Consider the following 23339-nt stretch of genomic DNA (forward strand, 5'->3'; position numbering starts at 1 on the left):
TTTCATGTAGGAAGAGGTAGATCGTGAGATTTGCCTCTTTCTTTTTTATATGTACTCCATAAGCACGTCCCACACCGCAACTATATGACAGATGCTGCCTGCAAGCACGAAGAAGTGAAACACTGAGTGCATGAAGCGGCGGCGGTTGAGACTATAAAACACGGCTCCCGTGATATACATCACGCCTTCGGCAATAATCCACGACACAGCCGCAGTACTCACGCTATTAATAAGTGGTTTGAAAGCCACGAGCACAGATAATCCCATCCCCACAAAACAAAACGTCTCCAGGTTACTGTGTTCCTTTAGTTTTCTAAAACTCACAACAGTGCCCGCAATGGCGCAAAGCCATACAAAGGCGAACAGGCTCCAACCCCAATAGCCCTCTTGTCTCAAAGCCACAAGCGTGAGCGGTGAGTAAGAGCCGGCAATATGCCAATAGATGGCTGCATGATCCCATTTTCTCAATCTCTCCTTCCATTTGCTCCTCATCCGTGTGGCATGATATGCCGTAGAGGCGACATACGAGGCGAGCATGCCGAAGAGGTATAGAATAACTCCTGTACGAGCCCAAGGATTGTCACCCTTAAAACACAGATAAAGGAAAATGGAACCCACGACCACACCCATCACAATTCCAGCTGCGTGCGACCATGAGTTCCACTGTTCCTCCCGTTGTGTATAACGTATCATTTCTTTTCAAGTGTAAAGTCCAACAGCTTGCGCTCAACGTTTGCGCCAGCCACTTTTATGCGAACAGGATCACCCAACTGGTAGACATTGTGACGGCGGCGTCCCACGAGACAATAGTTTTTTTCGTCAAACTCATAATAGTCGTCGTCGAGGTCGCGCATCGATACAAGACCCTCGCAGTGATTGTCGTCAATCTCACAATATATGCCATAGCTCTGTATACCGCTTATATGGGCATCATACACTTCGCCAACCTTGTCGGCCATAAACTCCACCATTTTATATTTAATAGAGTCTCGCTCAGCATTCTGAGCCACCTGCTCCATATCGCTACAGTGTTCGCAAAGCTCTTCGCAGTGGTCTTTGTTCACTGACCGTCCGCCATTCTGGTATTTCGTGAGCAGTCGGTGGACAATGGTGTCAGGATATCGTCTGATGGGCGACGTGAAGTGAGTGTAGTAGTCAAAAGCGAGTCCATAGTGTCCGATATTATGTATGCTGTATTTCGCTTTCATCATAGCTCTCAGGGCCACAGTCTCTATGAGTTTCTGCTCTTTCTTTCCCGCACATTCGTCCATCAGCGAATTAAGGCTCTTCGATATTGCACCCTTGGTGCCCGATGTTTTCAGTTTGTATCCAAACTTCACTACAAACTGCCTTAGAGTCTCCAGTTTTGTAGGGTCAGGTTGGTCGTGTATTCTATAAGGCAGTGTCTTTGCCTTTGTCCCCTTCTTCACCTTTCCTACGCTTTCCGCCACGGTACGGTTAGCCAGCAACATAAACTCCTCTATAAGCTTGTTAGCGTCTTTCGACTTCTTGAAGAAACAGCGTATTGGTTTTCCTTTCTCGTCAACGTCGAAGTGCAGTTCCTCCCGGTCAAATTTCACGGCCCCGTTCTTAAACCTCTTAGTCCTGAGCAGTTTGGCAAGTTTGTCAAGTTGAACAAGCATTGCGGCATTATCTCCTTTGTACCCACCCTTTGGAGCTGGAGGAGCAGGCATTCCCTGTCCGTCCACCACTCCATTGTCTTCAAGTATCTGCTGCACCTCTTCGTAAGCATAGCGTCGGTTACTCTTTATCACTGTATGTGCCAAGTGCCACCGCTTTATGTCTGCATTGTTGTCCATTTCGAATATCACGCTGTATGCCAGTTTTTCCTCGTCTGGCCTAAGCGAGCAGATGAAGTTGCAAAGCCTTTCCGGAAGCATCGGTATGGTTCTGTCTACGAGATATACGCTCGTAGCCCTCTTTACCGCCTCTTTGTCAATCACCGAACCCTCTTTAACATAGTGCGACACGTCGGCAATATGCACGCCCACTTCCCATAGACCATTGTCTAACAGTCTGATAGACAGGGCATCGTCGAAGTCTTTTGCGTCGTAAGGGTCGATGGTGCAGGTAAACACATCTCTGAAGTCTTCCCTCTCGGCAATGTCCTGTTCGGTTATCTTCTCTGAGATTTTTTCAGCTGCAGCTTCCACATTCTTCGGATATTTGTATGGCAGTCCATATTGAGCGAGAATGGAGTGCATTTCCGCGTTGTTGTCGCCCTGAGGTCCCAGTATGTCCACCACTTCGGCAATAGGGTTCTTATGTTCGGCGTCGGGCCACGACTTTATCTTCACAACAGCCTTGTCGCCTGTTTTACCACCCTTAGTCTTTCCCTTTGGTATGATTATGTCATAGGGCAGCAATCCGTCTTGTGTAATAAGAAAAGCCAAGTCCTTGTCCACCTTCAGCTTACCCACAAACTGGTCTTTCGCTCTCTTAAGAATAGCTATAACCATGGCTTCCTTCATATGTTTCTGCCTCCTTGCCATAAAGGTCACCTTCACCTTATCTCCGTCAAGCGCCGACATTGAGTTACGTTCTGCCACGAATACAGGTTGGCTTCCGTCGTCAGGTATAAAACTGTTTTTTCCGTTTGACTTACGCCTGAAGACTCCCTCTTGCACCTGTGTTTTGGTATTGAGGCAATAGGAGAACTCACTCACTTTGGTAAGGAAGTCATCCCATGCCATCTCCTCCATTATGTCGATGGCCATCATCTTAAGCGGATGTGTGTCAAGACCGAGAGTCTTGAATATATATTTATAACTGAAAGTCGACTCGGGATTATCTCTGAACAACTTGGTCAAAGCGTTCTCCAAGTCTTTTTTCTTCATTCTTTTTCCACCTTTTTTCTTTCCCATAGTTATATTATTTGCAAGTTTTACTATATTCCTCACTGTTCATTCACCACCACAGTCTTCAACCAATCCTTCAAAACACCCTGCATCTGGTTTTGCGAGTCAGCCATCATTACTATCACCTGTCTTCCGTCGTTAAGTTTCGGTCCGAGACACATTCCCTCATAGTTAGCGAAATCTTTTTTCAAGCCGCTGCTGGGGGTCTTAAATCTAAGAAGGAGTTTCTTGTGGAGCGATGTGGCATAACCTGTTTCCTCAGGATCGACCACATAGAGTTTACACACCACAAACGAGCCTAATATCAGTCGCGGTGCATAGAGTTCGCGTTCCAGCACTATCAGGCGGCCGTCATCCAAGGCACAGAGGTCACTTACTCCAATACAATAGTTTTCGGCAGAATTTGATTTTAGTTCTGGCATATCCATCTCATAAGGATATTGCGCCACCAGTTTTAGGCTCTCGTCGAAACATAGCAGGCGTAAGCGGTTCTTTGTCTTGTATTTTGGTGTACATGGTTTTCCATCTATTGGCAGCACACTCTCGCTCACGGTCCAGAAGCGTCCAGTCTTTGCATTATATGTCAACGCCTCAAATCCCATGTTCGGATACGACTGTTTGAGACTATCTGGAATATCCAGTTCCCGTCCTGTACGTTCTCCGGTTTTGAGGTTGTATTCCCTTATTCGGTTGTCGCCCTCACCGCTAATCCATATAGCCGAGTCTTTAGGCACATAGCAAATACCTTCTTGGTCGCGATTGGCCCTATCAGCACTTCGAAACTCGTCACAATAAGCATGTGATATCTGTCCCGTATCAGGATCGGTATTAATGTGGAAAACGAAGAAACCATCAGACCTCGACTTATCGCACACGACGGCATATTCGTTTCCCCCGAGCCATGTTATTCCGCTATAGTTTCCGGCAGCCACTGTTTGCGGGAAAGCCACTTGAGTGTTTTCTTCCGCCCTAAGTTCTTTCTTTATTTCCTGAGCCTGCAAAGAAAGTGAAGCCAGCCCCACAAAGCATGTAAAAACCAATTTCATATAATTCATTGTCATATACTTTTATTTTTTGCAAAGATAGCTAATGTTTTTGACAATGACTTTATTTGTAAATATAAGAAATGCAAAATCTTCACTTATTTAACGTTTATTGTTAATTCCTTATATATTAATAAAGATCCCTGCCATACGGACAAGAGTCTTTTATTTTGTATTATCATAAAGACACATGAAAGGATATTCTCAGGCGGCAGTACGTCGGCGGGTAGTGAAGCGAAAGTCTCGCGTGGAGGAATCTCGCTTGAGTATTCCAGTCCATTTCCTGTCCACACCTGTCCAACGGCATTTTGGACTTTTATCGTCAAAAAAACATCATTTCGTCACATTTTGGGGCTTTTCGTCACAATTTCGGTCTTTTCGTCACATTTTTGTCGACAGTTTGCAGCTAATCGTATGTTTCTAACGTCAAAAGAACAAAAACATAATGAATATCGCATTTATGGAAAAATTAAAAAGAATATAATTATAATAGAAAAGAATATGAAAGCAATTATGATTTTGGCTGTCGCAATGATGATGACCACACAGGCAGCTGATGCACAGACAGAAAAGAAGTTGACCAACTTCAACGACACCACTTTCACTCTGAATGAGGTGACAGTGAAAAGCAGTTTGCCTAAGTCGAGGGCGAAGGGCGACGCCATGCGCACTATTGTCAATGGTACTATCCTTGTGAAGGCCGGTAAGGCAACCGATGTGCTCAACCGCATACCACAACTCAAAGCCGACAAGGACGGTGGCGTGGAGGTGTTCGGACGTGGAGGTGCCGAGGTGTATATCAATGGCAGGAAGGTGCAGGACATGAAGGAACTCACCCGCATCTCTTCGGAGCAGATCAAGAGTGTGGATGTGGTGCAGAATCCCGGTGCCCGCTATGCTGCGAGCGTGAAGGCTGTGGTGAGGATTCAGTTGAAGAAGGCTCAGGGCGAGGGATTCAGTTTCAGGGAGAATCTTGGCACTCAATATCAGTATGGTCCGGCCATCAGTAACAATCTCGACCTCAACTATCGTGTGGGTGGGCTCGACGTCACGGGTTCGTTCTGGTGTGGCTCTTACAACAGTTATAAGTCATATCAGAAAAATGACCTTACTTATTATGCCGGTAATGACTTCTATGTAGGCCACAGCAATCAGAATATGAAGAACAAGTGGAGCGCATGGTCGCCACAGCTGCAAGTGAACTATATGTTCGACGATAATCACTCGATAGGTGCGTTCTACAAATACGACCGACATCCGAAGGATAGCTATGACGGATGGTTGCACACCGACACCTACGAGAACGGCATATTCATAGAACGTTCGGAGAGCGACATCTTCAAACACACATCATCCAAGAAGCATATCTTCAACGCTTATTATAATGGTAAGGTGGGGAAGCTCGGTATCGACTTCAACATCGACGGACTCTTCGATGATGTCAACGAACCCAACGGCACCACCGAGACTACTATCGACCCTCAAGGCAACAAGACGATGCGCTCTGTAGATAATCTCACTCTCAGCGGCAATAACTTCTGGGCCACAAAGCTCATCTTCACCTATCCCGTGCTCAAGGGAAATCTCTCGGTGGGAGGCGAATATAGCCACAACAACCGTAAGGATGCCTACTCGTATGAGACAACGGAGACATTGCCCATGAAGGCTACTGACAACAAAATCAAGGAGACGGCAACATCGGCTTTCGTGGAATATGGAAGACAGTTTGGACGTGTCTTTGCACAGGTGGGATTGAGATATGAGAATATCTGCAACGATTACTACAACTTTGGTATAAAGGAGCAGGACGTGAGCAGATCTTATGGCGATTGGTTTCCTACGGCTGTAGTGGCTATGCCTATTGGGAAATGGCAGTTGAGCCTCTCCTACCGCAAGGACATCAAGCGACCGGCTTACGACCAACTCACAAGCTCTACCTTATATATCAATAAATACAACTATCAGACGGGTAATCCCTATCTGAAACCGACATATACGCACAATGTGGTGTTGAATGCGGCTTACAAGGCATTTAGTATGATGATTGACTATGCTCGCACAAAGGACGTGGTTACTCTGCTCACCGAACCTTATCCTGGAAGCGATGATCCACTGCTCAGTATCTTACACCCCAAAAACTGCTCAGATGGATATGACCAACTCGTTATCATGCCGTCGTATAAGCCCACTATTGGCAAGTGGCACCCGATGTGGTCGGCTGGCCTGGTGATGCAGAACTACAAGACATTAACCGTCGATGGCACGGAGAAGAAGATGAACCATCCGTTTGTGCAGGTGCAGTGGAACAACGACATCGAATTGCCAAAGGGATTCCGTATTAATGCTTTTATGCAATATATCAGCAAGGGCGACTATGACAACTTCCGCATGTCAACCCAGGCGTTCAATGTGGCTATAGGTGTGCAGCGCGACTTCAATCTCAAGGCTCTCGGAACACTTACTGCCGACATCCGTTGCAATGACATATTCAACACCAACAAGACCGGTACCACCGTATATGGCATTCGCGAACTGACCATAGAAAACCGTGCCCGCAGAATGTTCTCGCTCGACCTCACCTGGAAGTTCAATGAGGCTCGAAGCAAATATAAGGGCACAGGAGCCGGTAAGAGTCAGAAAGCCAGAATGTAACCCGATGTCATTCGTCACATTCATGGGCTTTCTGTCCCAGTTTTTTTGATATTTGCGAGGAACGCAGTACTTTTGCATCCGAATTTAATATAATAATTAATATGAAATTTGAAATTATTGAGAACAAAGGCCTTGAACTGATAGGCATCGTTAAGAAGATTGAGATGAAGAAAGGGGTGGAGGAATGCCCTGCTTTCTGGAAAGAGTTTAGCGAACAACTGTGTATCCCGATGATGCAGGCCGGCAAGCCGCTCGACGACAAGCAGGCAGCTGTGGCTGAAAACAACATCGGTGAATATGCACTATGCGACTGCGATATGGCAGCCGGCACTTTCGACTATTTCATCAGTGGCAACTACAAGGGTGGCAATGTGCCCGAGGGAATGGAAGTGCGCAAGGTGGATTACAAGAAATGGCTGAAATTCCATTTTGAGGGCGGTATGGCAGCTTTCCACAACAACTACACCTATGTATATAATGAATGGTTGCCGCAACATCCTGAATACAAGGCAGTAATGGCAGTGAATGTGGAATGGTACACGATGGGTGACTTCAATTCTCCCGATTATAAGTGTGGACTGATGGTACCTGTGTTGGATAATTCCCACATTTGCAGATGTTGACAAGGAGTATGAGCGTGCGGAAAACATGGGCGCAAAGCCTGTTTTTGCCCCTACTACAGAGCCATGGGGGCAACACACCTACTATGTGGCTGACCCGGAAGGCAACTTGATAGAGATATCGTCGTTTATTAAATAAAAGAGAAATATGAAATACCAAGAAGTAATTGACAATATTAAAACGGTTATGAATAGGGAGATTCCAATGTTGCTCTCCCTCTCAGAAGAGCAAGTGAGCCTGAAAAGGAACAGCCAAAACCGTACGGTGAAGATGCTCGTGGGACATCTGATAGACTCGGCATCCAACAACCACCAGCGTATGGTGCGCCTGCAGTATGCACCTCGTTGCGGACACTCGATGCCAAATACAGAGATGGGCATGCTCGTCTTCCCTGACTACACTCAAGACAACGACCTCTGGATAGCTTTACAGGACTATCAGCATGAGGATTGGCATACGCTGGTGATGCTGTTGAAATATTACAATGAGCACATCTGCCATCTTATACGCTCCGTGGATGAGAAGAAACTCAACAACTACTGGATTGACTACGAGGGTTGTAGGGTTACGCTCGACGCCATGATACGCGGATATATCAATCACCTGAATCTACACTTTGGGCAGATACACGAATTAATATGAAATTTAAGTCATTTAATTGATTTTCGGAAGTAGTATTCGTCCTGAAAGGTAGGGTGCAATCAGACAAACGAAGCTTGAAATGGAAAAAATAAAAAGTTACAAAACGTCTGTCACTGTCACCTTGCTTTATTAAATATCTGTTTATCAACATGTTGACTTTCCGTCGTGATGACAGAGGTTCTGAAAAAGGGGCTAAGACCGCATAGCCATAGGGCTTTTTGATGAAAATGGTTGTGTCTTTTCTACCTTTTTTTTGCATTTTCGCTGTTTTTGGGGGAAATTTTGCAAGGAAAATACTCTATAACCTATGGAAAATGAAGAGTTGATTAAGAACCTGTAGACGAACATCACGATGCGCTTCCTTTACGGATTGGAATCCGCAAGGAACGCTGTTGAGACGGTCGTTCCATAACTGTTGAGACGGTCGTTCCATAACTGTTGAGACGAGTGTTCCATAACTGTGGAACGGTCGTGATACTAGCTATGGTACGACCGTGATACTAGCTATGGTACGACCGTGACACCAGCTATGGTACGACCATGACTGTAGTTTAACTATTTATGTTGACTACTTATCGTCTTATTCATAAAACAGGTTGACAAGTTAATTTATTATTTATGATACACGTTGACTCTACTTGTCATTGTTCACTCTGAAGGTTGACCACCACAACATAACGAAATAAAGAGTAGGCGGTGGTGTAGTGAGACTGTCCGGCAATATGAAACACCAGCTTGCGCCAGTAGGTACGGCCATCGTTGGGGAACCCATAGAATGTAAAACAATAGTGCTGGTGGGACTCGCATTTCCGCCGTTCATTCTTGCGGTAGTAATGCTTGTAGTGGAATTTCTGTTTGTGTTTCTGCTTGCTTATGAGAACAAGAAAATATCAAGATGAAGATATTTCCTTTTAGAAAAACAAAATAGGTTATGCAAGGCTTGGGACTTCAATTTGAGTTTTTTTTTCATATCGTGTATCTTTCTATCTTACAAGTATGCTGCTTTGTCTCCTTGTCGTAGTTGATGCCCACGAGGAGTAAGTCGCCTGTGTATTCGGCTATCTTCGTGGGATATTCTTTGCGTTTTATTTGGTCGATGGCAGTGTCGGCGGAATGATTGAACTTCAGTTCTATTACCAATGCTGGCTTGCTGACGTTGCGACGGGGAATCATCACGAGGTCGGCATAACCCTTGCCAGAGGCGTATTCACGGTGAATGACATACTCGTTCCTTGCCCATATATATGCCACAGAAAGAACACATGCCAAGGAATTTTCGTCATTATAGGAGAGTATGCTGGTGTGCTCGTCATGAGCCTGGTCGATGCCTTTTGCCACGGCTTGCTCATTGCCAGATAGGGTGGCGGTGAGAAGGTTCCGGGAAGCAGTGAGTGCTTCGACAAGCCGTACCCATGAGGTATCCTCCACCGCATTAAGGAATCCATCAGCCACCTCCTTGTTTGGGAGATAACATTCCTGTGCGTCTCCATCGTATGCCAAGTAGCCAAGGTGTATCAGCACGGTGAGAACATCGTTCTTGCTCCTTATTATTCGCATGTCATTACGAAACTCCGTTGTATCAACATATACATGCTCCCCCGACAACATACGTATGATATCATCCTTCAGTCCATCGAAATTCATCTGAATGTAGGTAATAACAGAATCGTAGGCTCCCGTGGTTGTCCAGTAGCTTCCAAATTCCTCGTCGTTGATTGCCCTCATGACAGAATATGGATTGAACATACGTGATGCCTTTCCGATACGGTATCCGTCATACCAACTCTCCATCTCGTTCATGTCCATTCCGTGTTTCTTGCATAACATCTTCACTTCTTCCTTTGTAAATCCAAAGCAGGGGGCAAGGAAGGCTGGGTCAATCATTGAGTACTCGCAGAAGTTGTTCAATCCCGACTCAGTGTCGTATTTCTTGATTGGCAGAATGCCGGTGAGATAGGCTCCGGCAAAGACGGTGTTTGAACCTGAGCCCTTGAAGAGGCGGCGAAGCAGGTCAACGTATGATGTAGTGATGAATTCGTCTGTTCCCATCTCACGCAGTATCGCATCCCACTCGTCTATTATCATAAAGAAACGCTCGCCTGTGCTCTCGCTGATGCGATAGAGGATGTCCATCAGGTCATCCCGATCTTTTACCTTTATCTCAGAGAATATCTCCAACACCTCATCCATGATTTCCTGTTGAATGAGTTTCACGATGTTCTTCTCACCCCTGTATTTCGTAGTGAAATCGGTCATGTCTATGCTGATGACATAGTACTTGTTCAGATAAGTTCCGAACGATGCGTCCCTTTCCGCTTCCAATCCCCGAAACAGCTCCCGTGAGTCGCACGACCTGTCGTAGTAGGCACACAGCATCTTTGCCGCCATCGACTTGCCGAAGCGGCGGCAGCGTGTAACGCAACTATATCGGTTCTCAGAGTTGAGCATGGCATTGATGAGTGGTATCAATGACGACTTGTCAACATACTCGTGAGTCACGATGTCACGGAAATCATTATTGCCTTTATTGATGTACATACCCATAGGTTTGCGACTGTTGCAGGAGAGGTAAGCCTGCGATTTGGTGGCAAAGATACAAATAAAAAATAAGAAATCATCCAATGAAGAAAGATTTTTTCTTTTTTGTCTCATTTCGCCTGGTTTTCTGATATTGTTTATACCATTCGTCTACAGCGATTTTTATCACCCGCAGCTTTGTAATTAACAATAGTAGATAGTCTTTAGATGCCAACCCAACTGGAGAAACAGCCTTTTACAGCAAACTTTATCACGGGGGCCGACAAACCGATAAGGGTACTGAGATTGGATTCTTAGGAATTAGTATTTCTTCACAACAATAGGTAATCAGCCGCAATGTCGGCTGATTACCTATTAGCTGTGAAAAAATGGTTGGATTATTTGATGAGAATCTTCTTTCCGTTCTGGATATATAGACCCTTGGTTGGATTGGCAACCCGTGTGCCGCCAAGTGAATAATAAGAATTGTCTTTACGCTCATTGTCGCTGTCAATGACATTGCTTATACCCGTGGGGGCTGACAAGGTGTAGTAGATATTGAAATAGTGCGTTCCAGCATATTCTGCCGCACATGTTTGGGTAATGATGAGATTGTCTGTACACAAGTGCGATACGCTTTCGTCTAAGCTCAGTTCGTATGTCTTGTCATTTTCTGCAATAATGAAACTTTCGTCAGCACCTGCAAACAGTCCCTGCATACTTAACTTTGCAATCTCGTTGTCTCCGATTGACGCAGTAATCTCAGAAATACCAAACAAATCATCTATAAAAATATTGGTTTCTATTTTTTGTATTTCCATATTTGGCGAAAGACCTTCAATAGTTATAATATTGTTATCACCGCCATGAAGATAATGTTGTAAAGAAGACTTTCCATTGTGAGTTAATGAAATTTTAACATCTGTCGGTACATCGCCTGAAAGAACACATCCATCTGGATCGGTTGTTACAGTGAAACACCTCAAGGATTCATCCGATTGGCTCGCATTGTTTTGACGTGTCATTATTGCAGATGAGAAAGAACCCTCTTCATTATTGACTCTGACGGTTACATCATCATAGCAGAAATAGGCAGGTTGTGACATTCCGTATTCATTTTCACAATTGCTGACTATATTAAATGTCACCTTATAAACACTACTAAGATCACTAAGATTCCAATAGTCCCAATCGTTTATAAAACTATTACCCACTGCAAGATTTTTGCTCACTGATTCAGTTTGTGTTCCATCAAGTTTGTATCCGGTAGCTACAACTCTTACATATTGTGTGGAAGAAAGAGATGTGGTTAATCCATTGCCATTTGTAATGCTATTGACAAAATATGTTGTATTGTCTATGTACATGCCTTGTATAGTACGTTCTACGCTATCAGCAAAACAGATAAATGGCAAATTGTCAGCTGAGTAACCTGAATCATCATGATAGCCATAGTGTACACAGAAATTGTTTGAACCGTTATGCCCGTGTCCTCCTTGTCCGTTTCCGCTGTTGTTGGGAACATATACGGAAAGTTGGTGCGAATAATCTCCGTCAGACAGGTTACCATTCCAATAGTTGGAAATGGCATGTCCACCACCCCAGTACATCTTAGTTCCCCAGTTCTCGGGAAGTTCAGAGTAGAGATAAGTATTTCCGTTGTCATACCAGCGATAGTTTACGTCTGAATACTGTTGTGTGGTATCTCCATGGTTCTCTCCGTAGAGGAGGTCGCCGCCATACTGCGGTGAGTCGATGAGCGATGACCAGTTGTAGAAACCAAGATAGTTGGGGGTTGTGGAAACATAGTCTGCGTCCTCGAATGTGAGGGTGCGGAGCGTGTAGTTCTGTGCATAAGCGCACAATACAAAAAGGCATAATGCCATGATAGTAAAAATCTTTTTCATAATGTTGAATTTTTAATGATTATTTAATATAAACCTTTTTCCCGTTGCGTATATAAAGTCCTGTTGTCGGCTTGCTCACCCTGCGTCCGGTGAGGTCATACCACAAGCCGTTGGCAGGTGAAGGTGTTGACGTTGACACGCTCTCTATGCCAGAGGGTTTCTCTCTTGGAGTGATGATGATGGGATTGTCGTCATAACCTTCCACGAGGTGAAGATCCTGAACCCCGCTTACCTCGGTACTTGTCTCGCCAAGCCAGCCACAGTATTGGAAGATGCCGCACACCACCTTGACAAAATTTATCTCCTTGAGGTCAACATGGTTGCCGTCCTTGTCCACCGCCCAGTCAATGTCGAAGGTCGAAGCGTCCTCGTCATTACCTGCCGCGTCAACATATCCGTATGAGTCGGCCGAATAGCGATACTGCACCCAGTAGGTTCCATTGCCCGACTGGTCGATGGCGTTGTTGGGCAGTTTGCCACCGCTGAATGTCAGTGTCTCGCCCTCTTCCCATAGCGGCCAGTAGGTCTGACGGTGGAAGGAGTTCTTCATGTGATAGCCCGTGGAGTCGCGACGCTCACCGTTCTCTGTCCACGTTGCCTCCCATCGGATGTAATCATCATAGAGAGAGGATGACAGGTGGTGCTCGCCAGTCTCTGCCGTTGGCTTGTAGTAAGTGATGGAGAAGTCGTGTATCTCACTGGTGTAATACTCCGAGCCTGCCAGTTCATACCATTGGCAGGTCTCCACATCGTCGCCGACTCCGACATAGACGATACCCGGTTCTATGCTTCCGCCGATGGTCTCGCTGCCATATACAGGGTCGGAGGCTGCATAGAAGGCATTTCCAGTGATGCGGAGATCGGAACCTCGGAGATTCTGTACGGCATGGTCGAACTTGACGGTGACGTAGCCGCCATACGTACCGAGATGGACCAACTCGTTGTTGTTGAGACTCTCAGTGGCCCTTTGGCACATTTCCTCGTGGGTTACCTCGATGCCGTCATCAAAGGTTGGCAGCTTGACACTTTCGCTTGCCACAGGCAGCGTATTGACAAACTGCCCCGGTGCGGGATGCAGTTCAACGACAGTAACTGTCTGTGTCTGCGCCGTCATCCCAAGACTCATGAGCAGGGATGACATTGTAAGGAAAATTTTTGTTTTCATCTTTTATTTATATTTTGGTAATGCAATTATGTGTGCAGGATTGATATATACTTTCTGCTCGGCAAACACCGGCGTACCGTCAGGTCTGTAGCCATAGAGGTAGCCAGCCGTGGCATAACTCCGGGCATCGGTAAAATAGATGTTTCCCGTATAAGGCGACATGTATATTTCATAGGGTGACACCAGCGAACGGAGTTTCTCCGTGATGGCATCGCATAATATTCCGTCGGTCACGGTGCCGTCCGTCGGGTTGATGGTCTTCTGATAATAGTTGTATTCTCCTGTATCATAAGAGAATTCCGACCCTACGGTGTAGAATTTCTCCCCGTCGGTGGTATTGTAGGTGCAGGGGAAGTCGTATGTGCGGAATGTCTCCGTCCTACAGTCAAGGACAATGGTATGGGGCTTCACGCTGTAATAATCGCCGCAGGAGTTAACACAGAGATATGGCCCGGCCTGGGAGGCTTCAGCATAGAGGTTGATGCACCCTGTGTCAATCTTGCGCAGGGACTGCATCGTCTTAGCATCTACAACCTCTATCGTCGTCTCATATTCATGATTCTCCGAGAAGGCGTATCCTCCCGTGTTGCAGACATAGAGTCGTCCTTCATAGAGTTTGACGGCTTCGGGTTCCCATCCCACCTCACACGTGGCCACCACCTCCTTTGTCATGACATCTATCTTGGCAACATAGCCTTTTTCGAAGGTCTTGTCGCCACACCGATGGGCATAACTGGTGATGTAGAGATACGTTCCGTCGGAACACATGCGGCGGTTGTTGGGCACGTTCTCTGTGGCACCGCAGGCTGTACCATCGGGGTGGATGTACTGGATGATGTTCGACCAGTTGACGGCAATAGCTATCAGCGTGTCGTTCACCTGAAGGATGTCGTTGGGAGTGTCGCCCAGTTTCATGCCGTTGATGGAGCGGAACCACTGGTTGGTCAGTACTCCAGTTGCAGAGTTGTAGTAGGACAGTTGTCCGTTGTCCGACTGCCAGTTGCCCTCGTTGCAGACAATCAGGTCTTCACCCGTCAGCACTGGGTCGATGACAGGTGTCTCATTGTCTGGAGCATCGTCTGAACTGCAGGATGCAAGGAGCATCAAAGGCAGCAAAAACAGTAAAAACTTCTTCATCTTTATATATATTTATAGTGTATATTTTATCGTTATGCCGAAACGCCTGCCTGGCATTGGCCATCGCTGTATCATCTCGTATCTCACATCGAAGAGGTCTTGACATTCTGCCTCGGCTGTCAAACTATGCCCATGCCATGCTTTTGGGGCAAAGCGATAGCCAACCTTTATGTCCGTACAGTTGTAAGCCGTGAGCGGATCATCGATGGCATTCTCGGCTGTCCAGTATCGCTTGTCCACAAACATGTGGGAAAGCGAAGCTGTCAGCCCCTTATATATAAAGGTATAGACGGCGGTGAACGACCACCGGGGTGAGTACGCTATAAAGTCGTTATACGCATCCTCTGTTGGGTCGGTGCGGTTGCGGTCGTCCTGAAAGGTGCCTGTCAGCAGGAGGGAGTGGTTCTTGTAATGCGCATTCACCGAGAGGTCTAAGCCGAGGCATCGGGTATAGCCGTAGTTGAGCATGGTCCATTGGTAGGAGCCTTTAAGGGGAAGGCACACGATGCGGTCCTCTATACGGTTGTAATAACCGTCTAACTGGATGTTGAAAATGTTGTCCTGGTAGGTTATCCCCAGATCCAACTGCTTTGTGTATTCCGGTTTAAGATTGCGGTTGCCCACGAGCGTATAGTAGAGGTCGTTGAGAGTAGGTACACGGAAGACACTCTTGTAGAATGCGCGCGCTTGCCATCGGCCAATGGCGTATGAGGCAAGCATATTCCATGTACACCGGGAAAGCGGCTTGGCACTGCCCTTCGTGTGGTCGCTCACGAGGGTATATAGTCCGCTTGCCGTGAGGTTCAGTCCGCGATGGTTGTAGAAGGCGGAGACGGAAGTCTTGCTGTCAAGACGATAGACATAGTGGAAGTTTTTCACATCGCACGTCAAATCCGACCAGCGGAGGTCTGATGACACGGAGACACCGAAATCTCCGAAACGGTATGCTCCCGTTGCGGCACCATAGATGTCCTGCTGGTGGTACTTGTTGTTGGAGTGAACGGAAATGTTCTCCGGATAGTCGGAGCGGTAGTGCAGGTAGTCATTGGTATATTTGCCGATGGCACGGAGGCTCAGGTCGCCATATTGCTCACGCCATGTGAGCTGGGAGAAGAAGTTGCGGTCCCACTCGCGCCCCACATCAGTATAGGTGTCGGAGAGTCGACGGACAATACCTCCTGGCAGTCCTCTTTGAGAGTCGAAGTAATACGTGTGCCATTGGAAACCCTTCCAAAAAGCACAGGTTTCTATGCGGAACATCTTGATGTCTGAATTGCGTCGGGTTCCCGTTGTGTCTTCATACTCTGTATGATATTCAAAGGGATAATCACCAACCGATGATGTATATGCAGCATCGAGAAGAAGCCAATTCTTGTAGCTGAAAGTTGCCGCAGCCTTATGGGTGTGAAACGAAGAATAAGCGTATGAGGCGGAGAGTGACGTGGAGTCGGGGCGGTGTGTCTTCAGATAGACCGTGGAAGCGGAGGCGTATTCCGAGGCGGTCATGAGCATCTCGGTCTTGTTGGCATTGAAGAGGCTGACCGACTCAAGCGTTGTCAAGGAATATTTGCCGAGGTCAACAGTGCCGTTCTGTGCATTGGTGATGCGCACACCGTCAAGATAGACCCCTACATGTTGGGAACCAAGCGAGCGGACGTTGATGGTCTTCTGTCCACCCAGACCACCATAGTCCTTGATTTGCACGCCCGCCATGTATTTCAATGCATCGGCAACAGATGACGATGGCAATGCCTGTATCTGCTCATAGCCAATAACTTGGTTGGCACTCACCTCCTTATGTCCATCAACGACAATCTCATTGATGTGATACACGGAGTCAAGACGCACGTTTTGCGCTTGCACAGTAATACTGAACAAGAACAAGAGCATAGCCACAACGCAAGTATGGGCAGTACTATTGCCACACAATAACATCATAAATATTGTATTTCCGTGTCCGTAGTCCCGCAGACACATGTTATTACTGGCAAATGGCAGGTCTTCTGACTTATCCTCGCTGACACGGTCTTCCCGGACATCTGCAAAACTCTGGTGTTTTGCTATCCAGTGACACAATTGGTCAGCCTAAAAAGGATTTACAGCATCGGGTAATGTCGCAGATTCTCACTGCGTTCCCATCTTAGCTCCGTAGCCTCATAAATAATATCTATAAGGGGGAGAACCAAATGCGGTTGCAAAGTTATAGTTTTTTTTGAAAAAGATAAAATAGGAAGAGAAAAATGATGATACTTTTTGCTTTTTTTAATAAAATTCATACATTACCTATTGGGTAATTACTTTCTATCTTGCATAATGGTTGAACTTCAATTCAATGACGAGTGCCGGCTTGCTGACGTTGCGGCGAGGAATCATCACAAGATCGGCATAATCCTTGCCAGTGGCGTATTCACGGTGAATGACATACTCGTTCCTTGCCCAAATATATACCACAGAAAGCACACATGCCAAGGAATTTTCGTCATTATCGTGAGCCACGATGTCACAGAAATCGTTATTGCCTTTATTGATGTACATACCCATAGGTTTGCGACTGTTGCAGGAGAGGTAAATTTCACTTCTTTTTATCATGTTGCTTCATACCATTCGTCACATATTCTTGCTTTCTGTCCCAGTTATTTTGATATTTGCAAAGAACGCAGTACTTTTGCATCCAAATTAAAGAATGATGAAAACAGAAAGAATAACCCTTCGCCATTGGCTTGACACAGATGCCAAGGCTTTGTATAAGTATGCCAGCGACCCTGAGGTAGGGCCGCGGGCTGGTTGGCCTCCGCATCTTTCAGAAGATGATAGCCTGGAGATAATCCGCAACGTGTTTAACAATCCCACCACATGGGCTATCGTATGGAATGAGACAGGCGAGGCAATAGGAGCCATGGGCTACGGACCGTCGTGCGAATGCTCTCTCCCTGCTCGGGAAGGAGAACCGACAGTGGGCTATTGGGTGGGCAAACCATATTGGAACAAGGGCGTATGCACCGAGGCGCTTCGACTGATGATAACGCATATCCGCAATACAACCGACATCAAGTCTCTCATCAGCGGACACTTCATCAGCAACCCAGCTTCGGGACGAGTGATGGAGAAATGCGGATTCATACCTACTGGTGAAACCGCCTTTGACAATAAACTCTATCAAGGTGCCGACAAACCGATAAGGGTACTGAGATTGGTTTTTTGAATTATCTATCTTGGTACAAAAAATCGAGAAAAACTGTAGTATTAACATGCATGAAAGCGTCTAATGAATAAAAACGAAAAATATGAATAAGGACAAAATGTTTGTAATAGTCGTTGTGGTTTTATTGGTATTGGGCGTAGTTTTCCTTTGCATCTCAATGTTTGGTGATAATCAGGAAAACCACCATCCGTTGCCAATAGCCATGTGCTGTATCTTGTCGGTAAATGCACTATTGTTGGTAAAGAACAAGAATAATAAATCAAAAGAAAGTTGATAACAGAATAGAAAATTTATATTATGATAGTAACAACAACTCCCACTATTGAGGGACATCCAATCAGAGAGTACAAAGGCTTGGTGACTGGTGAGACCATCATTGGCGCCAACTTCGTGAAGGACTTTTTCGCCGGCATCCGCGATATTGTGGGCGGACGAAGCGGATCGTATGAGAGCGTGCTGCGTGAGGCCAAGGATACAGCGCTACGTGAGATGCAGGAGCGTGCGCAGATGATGGGGGCGAATGCCATAGTAGGCATCGACCTCGACTACGAGGCGCTGGGAGCCAATGGCTCTATGCTTATGGTTACGGCAAGTGGAACGGCAGTGGTGATTTAATATCCATAAAGGGTCGAGGTACCTGTCCCTCTGACCCTTTGTCCCACTGACCCTTTGAGAGCAGTTACACTATCCCCTTGCGTCTCTTGATTTCCTCCAAGTCGCCCAAATCCACTCGTCCTGTCTCGGCATCATAGCGGATATTGTATTCCTCATGGGTGCGCTTCCAGCGGTTGTGAGTCCATAGATAGAAGGCTGGTTGGCGACGGATGCTTTTTTCCAAAAGGCTGAAATAGCGTATTGTCAACTCTGACTCCGACGACTGTGAGGCGTGCTCGGCCAGAAGCTCATAGCGTGCCACATAATAGCCTCGACGCTCACGCCTAACGTCAAGATAATAGACATCGGTATCGAATTTGCGTGCTATTCGCTCTGTGCCGGTAAATACAGGTGTGTCGTGATGGAGGAAGTCAAGCCAAAGATGAATGTTGTTCCACATCGGCACCTGGTCAGCTATGAATCCTATTATCCACTGTTGGTTATGTTTGCGGATATCGACAATCTTGCGCAAAGTCTCTGCCATAGGTATAGACACGGCTCCCATACGTCCACGGAGTTTCAGGAACACCTTATCCATCGCCTCATTCTCCAACTTATGATATATTTGTCCAAAGACAACCTTATCGAGATAACATTCATAATTCACTGTAATTGACGACACCCACTCCCAATTGCAATAATGACCAAGGAAAATCGACACGTTTTGCCCTTTGTCGAAACTATGCTTCATCATCTCGACATTCTCAAACCTCATCCTGCGCTTCACGTTCTCCTTGCTTATTGTTAGCAGTTTGAGCGTCTCTACAAGATAGTCGCAAAACCAGTGGTAAAACTCCCGCTCTATCTTCCTGCGCTCAGCCTCACCCTTCTCAGGGAAGCACTCCGCCAAATGTTTACGTACCAATTTCTTGCGGTAACCCCACAACCGATATACTATCAGATAAAGAAAATCGCTCACGCCATATAGCACCCAAAATGGCAGCAATGACATGAGATACCATATCGAGAGAAGGATATAATAAAGAGTTTTTTTCATAATCGTTATTTCGGAGAATTGTTCTGTTCATATTTACACCGCAAAGGTACAAAAAATATCCATTATCGCAAAATAATAACACGCCATTATAACGCAACGTCGGGTTTATTTCCACCATTTTAACAATTCCAAGGAACATCCCCCCAAAAAAACGCCCTATCTTCTCACGGAAATCATCGGGCAGGGAGATGTTATCCACTGGGGCGGCTGCGGCGAAGAGGGACACCCTTACATGTCCCCAGTCCCGCTCAACCTATCAAACCATTCCGTTACACCTCTTTATGAGGAAAGTTAATCCTTTATACATCCTATCGGCAATACTATCACACCATCCTTTCTCTGGTATGCATATTGCCCTACTGCGGTAATAACAGCCATGAACGACGGCGAAGGCATCTTGTTGCGGTCTATGATATTTGCAAGAGCCAGCATATTGGTAGCCCCCTCATTGATGCGTTCCTCACCTCCAAGCTTCACCTCAAACAAAGCATAGCTGCCGTTGCGACGATGCAGAACGGTGTCGCACTCCAAACCGCTACTGTCCCTGTAGTGATATAACTCACCGTCCAAAGCATCGGCATACACTCGAAGGTCACGTACGACAAGGTCTTCAAAAAACAAGCCAAATGTTTGCAGGTCATTCATCAGGTCCTTCGGTCCCAAGCCCAATGCCGCAGTACCGATACTTGGGTCAACAAAATGCCTCGTATCGCTTGTCCTTATGGCAGACTTGCTTCTGATGTTTGGATTCCATGCCGCGAGGTCTTCTACGACAAACAGTTTTTTCAATGCCTTTATATAGTCAGCCACTGTGTCTTCGTCAAGTGTGCTGGCATCATTGGCAAGCATATCCTTGCGTATTGTGGCGTATGAAATTTGTTGGGATATATTTCTTGCATACGACCGTAAAAGAAGTTTAGTGCGTTCAGGACTTCGTCTGACTTTATCCACACGCAAAATGTCGCTGTTTACAACAGAATCCACATAGTCAAATGCTTGGTCGAGTGCCAAATCCTTGGATATCAACGTTGCCCACGGCCATCCACCACGACAAGTGAGAAAAGCAATGTCGTTTATAGTAAGCTCATTACGTTGCAGTTCAAAAGGTCTGTTTTCAAACAAGTCCAACAGGCTTACTTTACCATTTGACTCTCCTGACTCGAAAAGACTCATCGGGCGCATCCTTATGTGGCCGAAGCGTCCTGTACCGCTATGAATAAGAGTGTTTGCCTCAGGTAATACTGATGATCCCGTCAAGATAAATTGAGACGGCTCACCTCTGCTGTCCACCTCACTTCTGATGGAATCCCATATTGGTGGCAAGGCTTGCCATTCGTCAATCAGGCGTGGAGTGTCACCGTCGAGAAGAGCCTTATGGCTAATCTCTATCATTTGCCTACTTTGCATAAGCACAGTGGAGTTTCCCAAGTCAAGAACACTTTTAGCCAATTGTTTGGCTGTCGTGGTCTTGCCACACCATTTGGGACCTTCAATCAATACAGCTCCCTTTCCTTGCACCTTACGTTTTAATATCCTGTCAGATATTCTTTTCTTATATTCTGCCATATTCTGTAGTTTTGGGTGCAAAGTTAATAAATAAAATACTATCTTCCAAAGTTTTTTGTAATTTTCGGTGATTTGTGAAAGATTTATTCGGTGATTTGTGGAAGATTTATTCGGTGATTTGTGGAAAAGATCACTGACCTGTCCCCTGTCCCGCCTAACCAACATATTCATTGGGGTGCGGTGAGACACCGCACCTGCTTTTATTTTTTCATCCTCGACGTGTCAACAGCCTCGCGGTTCTTTGCTTTGTATCCGCCGAAGCGGTAGGTAAAGGAGAGGCCTACGGTACGGAAGCAGGAGTATTGGCTGCGCATGTTCTGTCCAGCCCAGTGACTCTCAGGAGTGATCATCATTGTCTGGAAGATGTCGTTGCAGTAGAGGGTGAGGAAGGCGTTGCCTCCGAGGAAGGCATAGCGGAGTCTGAGGTCGAGATTACCAGATGCGGGAAGGTCGAGCGGTCCCTGATACGACTTGGTGCGCGCAAAGCCGTTGACGGTGAGCGAGAGGTCGTGGCTTCGCACAAAACGGAAGGTGGCGTTGGCCGACAGCATTGCGTAGGCAATGTTGCGGTCGAAGGGACAGTCGTAGTAGTCGCTGTCCTTCACGCGCATCCATTCGCCGAAGACGGTAGTCTGTGTGTCGAGCCACCAAACCGGTCTCCATGGTGAGCTAATCATTATACCAGCATTCTGGTAGAAGTCGAAATTGTCGAACTTGGCTATCTCCACAAGTTGGTCACGATTCTGGAACATGGTCTGTGTGAAGTAGTCCTTGGTATGGCTGAACCATCCGCGGAACATATATTTGTTGTGAAGCACATGTACGAGCGAAAGAGAGTACTCCTTCGACGGCTTGAGTGCAAGATTGCCTACAATATGCTCGTAGTAACTTCCGTAATATGATGTTACATTCTGCATTGCCCAGAATTCGGGATATTTCTTCTCGGTGGAGAATGAGAGTTGCCACATGTGTCCTGAGCTTGGCATGTAGGTGGCTGACAGTGTTGGATAGAGGTCCCATTCGTCCCATAGCGTTGTCTTGGAATGTTCAGCGGCAAGCGACAGTTCAGCTGATAGTTTGTCGCTCAGATTCACAGTTCCTCCGCCATAGATGTTCAATATGTTTTCCGTGCGGCGGGAAGATAGTGAGGCAGGGAGTTTGTCGGCGGTCGTCTCTTCTGTCGGCTCATAGTCCTGCCGGCTGTGGTCGATGATGTGGGTATATACCAAGCCATAATTTATCATAGCCCTCTTGCCCAACTTATGTTCCTCACGCGCAAAGAACTTTGAGCGGTTGATGCGCTGTTGTGAATTGGTGATGAAGTCGAGCCTTTCACCTTGCAGTACACTCTTCATGTCTTGTCTTACATTATCCTCGTAGTAGGTGAAGTCGGCACCAAGATTGAGACCTATGGGAAGCGTGTAGTCGAGGTGGGCATTGTGCAGTATGTCCTTAATATTGTTGTCAAGCAAAGACGTTTGCATACCGGTCATCTCGATGTGTTGTCCTTTTTTCTTATAGTTTCCCGAATAGCTTACGCTGAGTTGGTGGTCCTTGGCAAAGTCAAGGTCGGCAGAGATGCGATAGTCGTGAATGGGGCGGCTGTCGCCACGTATCACCATGTGCGTGCCGATGTCATGCTTTTCGCCGTTGGCGAGTGTGTGGATACCGGTCTTGTCGGTCGTATGGAACAATTTGCCGTGGCTTAGTGAGTAATAGCCGTCGATGGATACGATGCCTTTGTGGAAAGCGAGCGATGCTCGCTCGTTGAAGTTTGCCTCGTGCTTGCTCTCCGCCTTGGCATATAGCTCTCCTTGCAGCGAGGTGTCCTTCGAAGCCTCCTTGCTTAGGGTGACGTTTATCAATGCTCCACGCACCTGATAGCGTGCTGGAGCGGAGTACATCACCTCGGCTGTCTTCACTCTGCTTGCCGGCATCGACTTGAGCAGTGTTATTACCTGCTCGCGAGACATGGAAGTCAGCTTGCCGTTGACCATCAGAGCCACCTGCATTCCTCCAAGACTGATGTCGTCGTCTTGCGGTGTCACTCCTGGAAGATGTTTCAAGGCGTCGAAGGCGTTGTCAACAGGTTTGTCCTTTGTCAGTTTGTTGACGTCGAACACGAGTTTTGCTCCTTCCACCTTCACTATAGGCTTATTGCCGGTGACCATCAGTTCTGGTAGAGATTGAAACAAACTGTCGTTGAAAGCAACGGCAGCGGAGTCTGCCACTTCCTGTGCTGTTGCACTACTGAGTGACAATAGGATAATAACGGATGTGAAAATTCTCTTTCTCATTGCATTCATTGTTTTATTTTTTTTTTTTGACTGCAAAGGTACGGCGAAGAAATAGAATGG

General features: G+C 46.5%; 20 protein-coding genes and 1 riboswitch. Of the genes, 8 read left to right on the forward strand and 12 right to left on the reverse strand.

Going from position 1 to position 23339, the window contains the following annotated elements; genetic code table 11:
• Positions 1 to 45 precede the first annotated feature (45 nt).
• The 3 genes from CIK98_RS11730 to CIK98_RS11740 are packed head-to-tail and all read right to left on the reverse strand — an operon-like array spanning position 46 to position 3925.
• Positions 46 to 693: a hemolysin III family protein gene (locus tag CIK98_RS11730; RefSeq protein ID WP_094384429.1), complete on the reverse strand. Its 648-nt coding sequence runs from the start codon at positions 691 to 693 to the stop codon at positions 46 to 48.
• On the reverse strand, positions 690 to 2885 hold the full coding sequence (gene rnr, locus CIK98_RS11735) for a ribonuclease R (protein ID WP_094384431.1): 2196 nt from the start codon (positions 2883 to 2885) through the stop codon (positions 690 to 692). Before rnr ends, CIK98_RS11730 begins: the two co-directional genes overlap by 4 nt.
• 32 nt (positions 2886 to 2917) lie before the next feature.
• Complete coding sequence (locus tag CIK98_RS11740; RefSeq protein WP_094384517.1) at positions 2918 to 3925, reverse strand: esterase-like activity of phytase family protein; 1008 nt, start codon at positions 3923 to 3925, stop codon at positions 2918 to 2920.
• 498 nt (positions 3926 to 4423) lie between these two features.
• On the opposite strand from CIK98_RS11740, the gene CIK98_RS11745 reads away from it, so the two are divergent.
• From CIK98_RS11745 to CIK98_RS18230, 5 genes are all read left to right on the forward strand, one after another.
• Positions 4424 to 6574: an outer membrane beta-barrel protein gene (locus CIK98_RS11745; protein WP_172409923.1), complete on the forward strand. Its 2151-nt coding sequence runs from the start codon at positions 4424 to 4426 to the stop codon at positions 6572 to 6574.
• Between the two features lie 101 nt (positions 6575 to 6675).
• Positions 6676 to 7197, forward strand: coding sequence for a GyrI-like domain-containing protein (locus CIK98_RS11750; RefSeq protein WP_094384435.1), 522 nt, complete (start codon positions 6676 to 6678; stop codon positions 7195 to 7197).
• A gap of 25 nt (positions 7198 to 7222) precedes the next feature.
• Entirely contained in the window at positions 7223 to 7333 is a 111-nt protein-coding gene (locus CIK98_RS18535; protein WP_253249715.1) for a VOC family protein, read from the forward strand.
• 9 nt (positions 7334 to 7342) lie between these two features.
• Complete coding sequence (locus tag CIK98_RS11760) at positions 7343 to 7837, forward strand: DinB family protein (RefSeq protein ID WP_141210523.1); 495 nt, start codon at positions 7343 to 7345, stop codon at positions 7835 to 7837.
• 722 nt (positions 7838 to 8559) lie between these two features.
• On the forward strand, positions 8560 to 8736 hold the full coding sequence (locus CIK98_RS18230; RefSeq protein ID WP_172409924.1) for a hypothetical protein: 177 nt from the start codon (positions 8560 to 8562) through the stop codon (positions 8734 to 8736).
• Positions 8737 to 8803: 67 nt separating this feature from the next.
• On the opposite strand, the gene CIK98_RS11765 is transcribed toward CIK98_RS18230, so the two are convergent.
• From CIK98_RS11765 to CIK98_RS11790, 6 genes are all read right to left on the reverse strand, one after another.
• Positions 8804 to 10375: an AAA family ATPase gene (locus CIK98_RS11765; RefSeq protein ID WP_216358973.1), complete on the reverse strand. Its 1572-nt coding sequence runs from the start codon at positions 10373 to 10375 to the stop codon at positions 8804 to 8806.
• A 377-nt stretch (positions 10376 to 10752) separates the two neighbouring features.
• Positions 10753 to 12261: a DUF4465 domain-containing protein gene (locus CIK98_RS11770; RefSeq protein ID WP_094384443.1), complete on the reverse strand. Its 1509-nt coding sequence runs from the start codon at positions 12259 to 12261 to the stop codon at positions 10753 to 10755.
• A 19-nt stretch (positions 12262 to 12280) separates the two neighbouring features.
• Complete coding sequence (locus tag CIK98_RS11775; RefSeq protein ID WP_094384445.1) at positions 12281 to 13426, reverse strand: hypothetical protein; 1146 nt, start codon at positions 13424 to 13426, stop codon at positions 12281 to 12283.
• A gap of 3 nt (positions 13427 to 13429) precedes the next feature.
• Positions 13430 to 14563, reverse strand: coding sequence for a YncE family protein (locus CIK98_RS11780; protein ID WP_141210524.1), 1134 nt, complete (start codon positions 14561 to 14563; stop codon positions 13430 to 13432).
• Positions 14564 to 14575: 12 nt separating this feature from the next.
• On the reverse strand, positions 14576 to 16501 hold the full coding sequence (locus tag CIK98_RS11785) for a TonB-dependent siderophore receptor (protein ID WP_172409925.1): 1926 nt from the start codon (positions 16499 to 16501) through the stop codon (positions 14576 to 14578).
• 37 nt (positions 16502 to 16538) lie between these two features.
• A riboswitch (cobalamin riboswitch) is annotated at positions 16539 to 16765 on the reverse strand.
• A gap of 99 nt (positions 16766 to 16864) precedes the next feature.
• Positions 16865 to 17152: a hypothetical protein gene (locus CIK98_RS11790; protein ID WP_141210525.1), complete on the reverse strand. Its 288-nt coding sequence runs from the start codon at positions 17150 to 17152 to the stop codon at positions 16865 to 16867.
• A 94-nt stretch (positions 17153 to 17246) separates the two neighbouring features.
• On the opposite strand from CIK98_RS11790, the gene CIK98_RS11795 reads away from it, so the two are divergent.
• From CIK98_RS11795 to CIK98_RS11800, 3 genes are all read left to right on the forward strand, one after another.
• Complete coding sequence (locus tag CIK98_RS11795) at positions 17247 to 17765, forward strand: GNAT family N-acetyltransferase (protein ID WP_253249716.1); 519 nt, start codon at positions 17247 to 17249, stop codon at positions 17763 to 17765.
• 82 nt (positions 17766 to 17847) lie between these two features.
• A complete protein-coding gene (locus tag CIK98_RS17720) occupies positions 17848 to 18039 on the forward strand; it encodes a hypothetical protein (protein ID WP_141210526.1) in 192 nt (63 codons plus the stop codon).
• 23 nt (positions 18040 to 18062) lie between these two features.
• Positions 18063 to 18380, forward strand: a complete 318-nt coding sequence (locus CIK98_RS11800) for a heavy metal-binding domain-containing protein (protein WP_094384453.1) — start codon at positions 18063 to 18065, stop codon at positions 18378 to 18380.
• 64 nt (positions 18381 to 18444) lie between these two features.
• Here the strand turns inward: CIK98_RS11800 and CIK98_RS11805 are convergent, their stop codons facing one another.
• The 3 genes from CIK98_RS11805 to CIK98_RS11815 all read right to left on the reverse strand — a co-directional run bounded on the left by CIK98_RS11805 (position 18445) and on the right by CIK98_RS11815 (position 23279).
• Entirely contained in the window at positions 18445 to 19416 is a 972-nt protein-coding gene (locus CIK98_RS11805; RefSeq protein WP_094384455.1) for a lysophospholipid acyltransferase family protein, read from the reverse strand.
• 291 nt (positions 19417 to 19707) lie between these two features.
• Positions 19708 to 20982: an ATP-binding protein gene (locus CIK98_RS11810; protein WP_094384457.1), complete on the reverse strand. Its 1275-nt coding sequence runs from the start codon at positions 20980 to 20982 to the stop codon at positions 19708 to 19710.
• Between the two features lie 200 nt (positions 20983 to 21182).
• On the reverse strand, positions 21183 to 23279 hold the full coding sequence (locus tag CIK98_RS11815) for an outer membrane beta-barrel family protein (protein WP_172409926.1): 2097 nt from the start codon (positions 23277 to 23279) through the stop codon (positions 21183 to 21185).
• Positions 23280 to 23339: the final 60 nt, after the last annotated feature.

The sequence above is a fragment of the Prevotella sp. P2-180 genome, assembly GCF_002251435.1.
In the GTDB taxonomy this organism is placed as follows: domain Bacteria; phylum Bacteroidota; class Bacteroidia; order Bacteroidales; family Bacteroidaceae; genus Prevotella.

What these genes read in the sequence shown, in the direction of transcription:
- CIK98_RS11730 (WP_094384429.1), bottom strand. Translation starts at nt 693, where the DNA reads ATGATACGTTATACACAACGGGAGGAACAGTGGAACTCATGGTCGCAC.
- CIK98_RS11775 (WP_094384445.1), bottom strand. Translation starts at nt 13,426, where the DNA reads ATGAAAACAAAAATTTTCCTTACAATGTCATCCCTGCTCATGAGTCTT.
- CIK98_RS18230 (WP_172409924.1), top strand. Translation starts at nt 8,560, where the DNA reads ATGAAACACCAGCTTGCGCCAGTAGGTACGGCCATCGTTGGGGAACCC.
- CIK98_RS11770 (WP_094384443.1), bottom strand. Translation starts at nt 12,261, where the DNA reads ATGAAAAAGATTTTTACTATCATGGCATTATGCCTTTTTGTATTGTGC.
- CIK98_RS11750 (WP_094384435.1), top strand. Translation starts at nt 6,676, where the DNA reads ATGAAATTTGAAATTATTGAGAACAAAGGCCTTGAACTGATAGGCATC.
- CIK98_RS11765 (WP_216358973.1), bottom strand. Translation starts at nt 10,375, where the DNA reads ATGTACATCAATAAAGGCAATAATGATTTCCGTGACATCGTGACTCAC.
- CIK98_RS11780 (WP_141210524.1), bottom strand. Translation starts at nt 14,563, where the DNA reads ATGAAGAAGTTTTTACTGTTTTTGCTGCCTTTGATGCTCCTTGCATCC.
- CIK98_RS11810 (WP_094384457.1), bottom strand. Translation starts at nt 20,982, where the DNA reads ATGGCAGAATATAAGAAAAGAATATCTGACAGGATATTAAAACGTAAG.
- CIK98_RS11785 (WP_172409925.1), bottom strand. Translation starts at nt 16,501, where the DNA reads ATGATGTTATTGTGTGGCAATAGTACTGCCCATACTTGCGTTGTGGCT.
- CIK98_RS11795 (WP_253249716.1), top strand. Translation starts at nt 17,247, where the DNA reads ATGATGAAAACAGAAAGAATAACCCTTCGCCATTGGCTTGACACAGAT.
- CIK98_RS11790 (WP_141210525.1), bottom strand. Translation starts at nt 17,152, where the DNA reads ATGATAAAAAGAAGTGAAATTTACCTCTCCTGCAACAGTCGCAAACCT.
- CIK98_RS18535 (WP_253249715.1), top strand. Translation starts at nt 7,223, where the DNA reads ATGGGCGCAAAGCCTGTTTTTGCCCCTACTACAGAGCCATGGGGGCAA.
- CIK98_RS11815 (WP_172409926.1), bottom strand. Translation starts at nt 23,279, where the DNA reads ATGAGAAAGAGAATTTTCACATCCGTTATTATCCTATTGTCACTCAGT.
- CIK98_RS11740 (WP_094384517.1), bottom strand. Translation starts at nt 3,925, where the DNA reads ATGAAATTGGTTTTTACATGCTTTGTGGGGCTGGCTTCACTTTCTTTG.
- CIK98_RS17720 (WP_141210526.1), top strand. Translation starts at nt 17,848, where the DNA reads ATGAATAAGGACAAAATGTTTGTAATAGTCGTTGTGGTTTTATTGGTA.
- CIK98_RS11745 (WP_172409923.1), top strand. Translation starts at nt 4,424, where the DNA reads ATGAAAGCAATTATGATTTTGGCTGTCGCAATGATGATGACCACACAG.
- CIK98_RS11800 (WP_094384453.1), top strand. Translation starts at nt 18,063, where the DNA reads ATGATAGTAACAACAACTCCCACTATTGAGGGACATCCAATCAGAGAG.
- CIK98_RS11760 (WP_141210523.1), top strand. Translation starts at nt 7,343, where the DNA reads ATGAAATACCAAGAAGTAATTGACAATATTAAAACGGTTATGAATAGG.
- rnr (WP_094384431.1), bottom strand. Translation starts at nt 2,885, where the DNA reads ATGGGAAAGAAAAAAGGTGGAAAAAGAATGAAGAAAAAAGACTTGGAG.
- CIK98_RS11805 (WP_094384455.1), bottom strand. Translation starts at nt 19,416, where the DNA reads ATGAAAAAAACTCTTTATTATATCCTTCTCTCGATATGGTATCTCATG.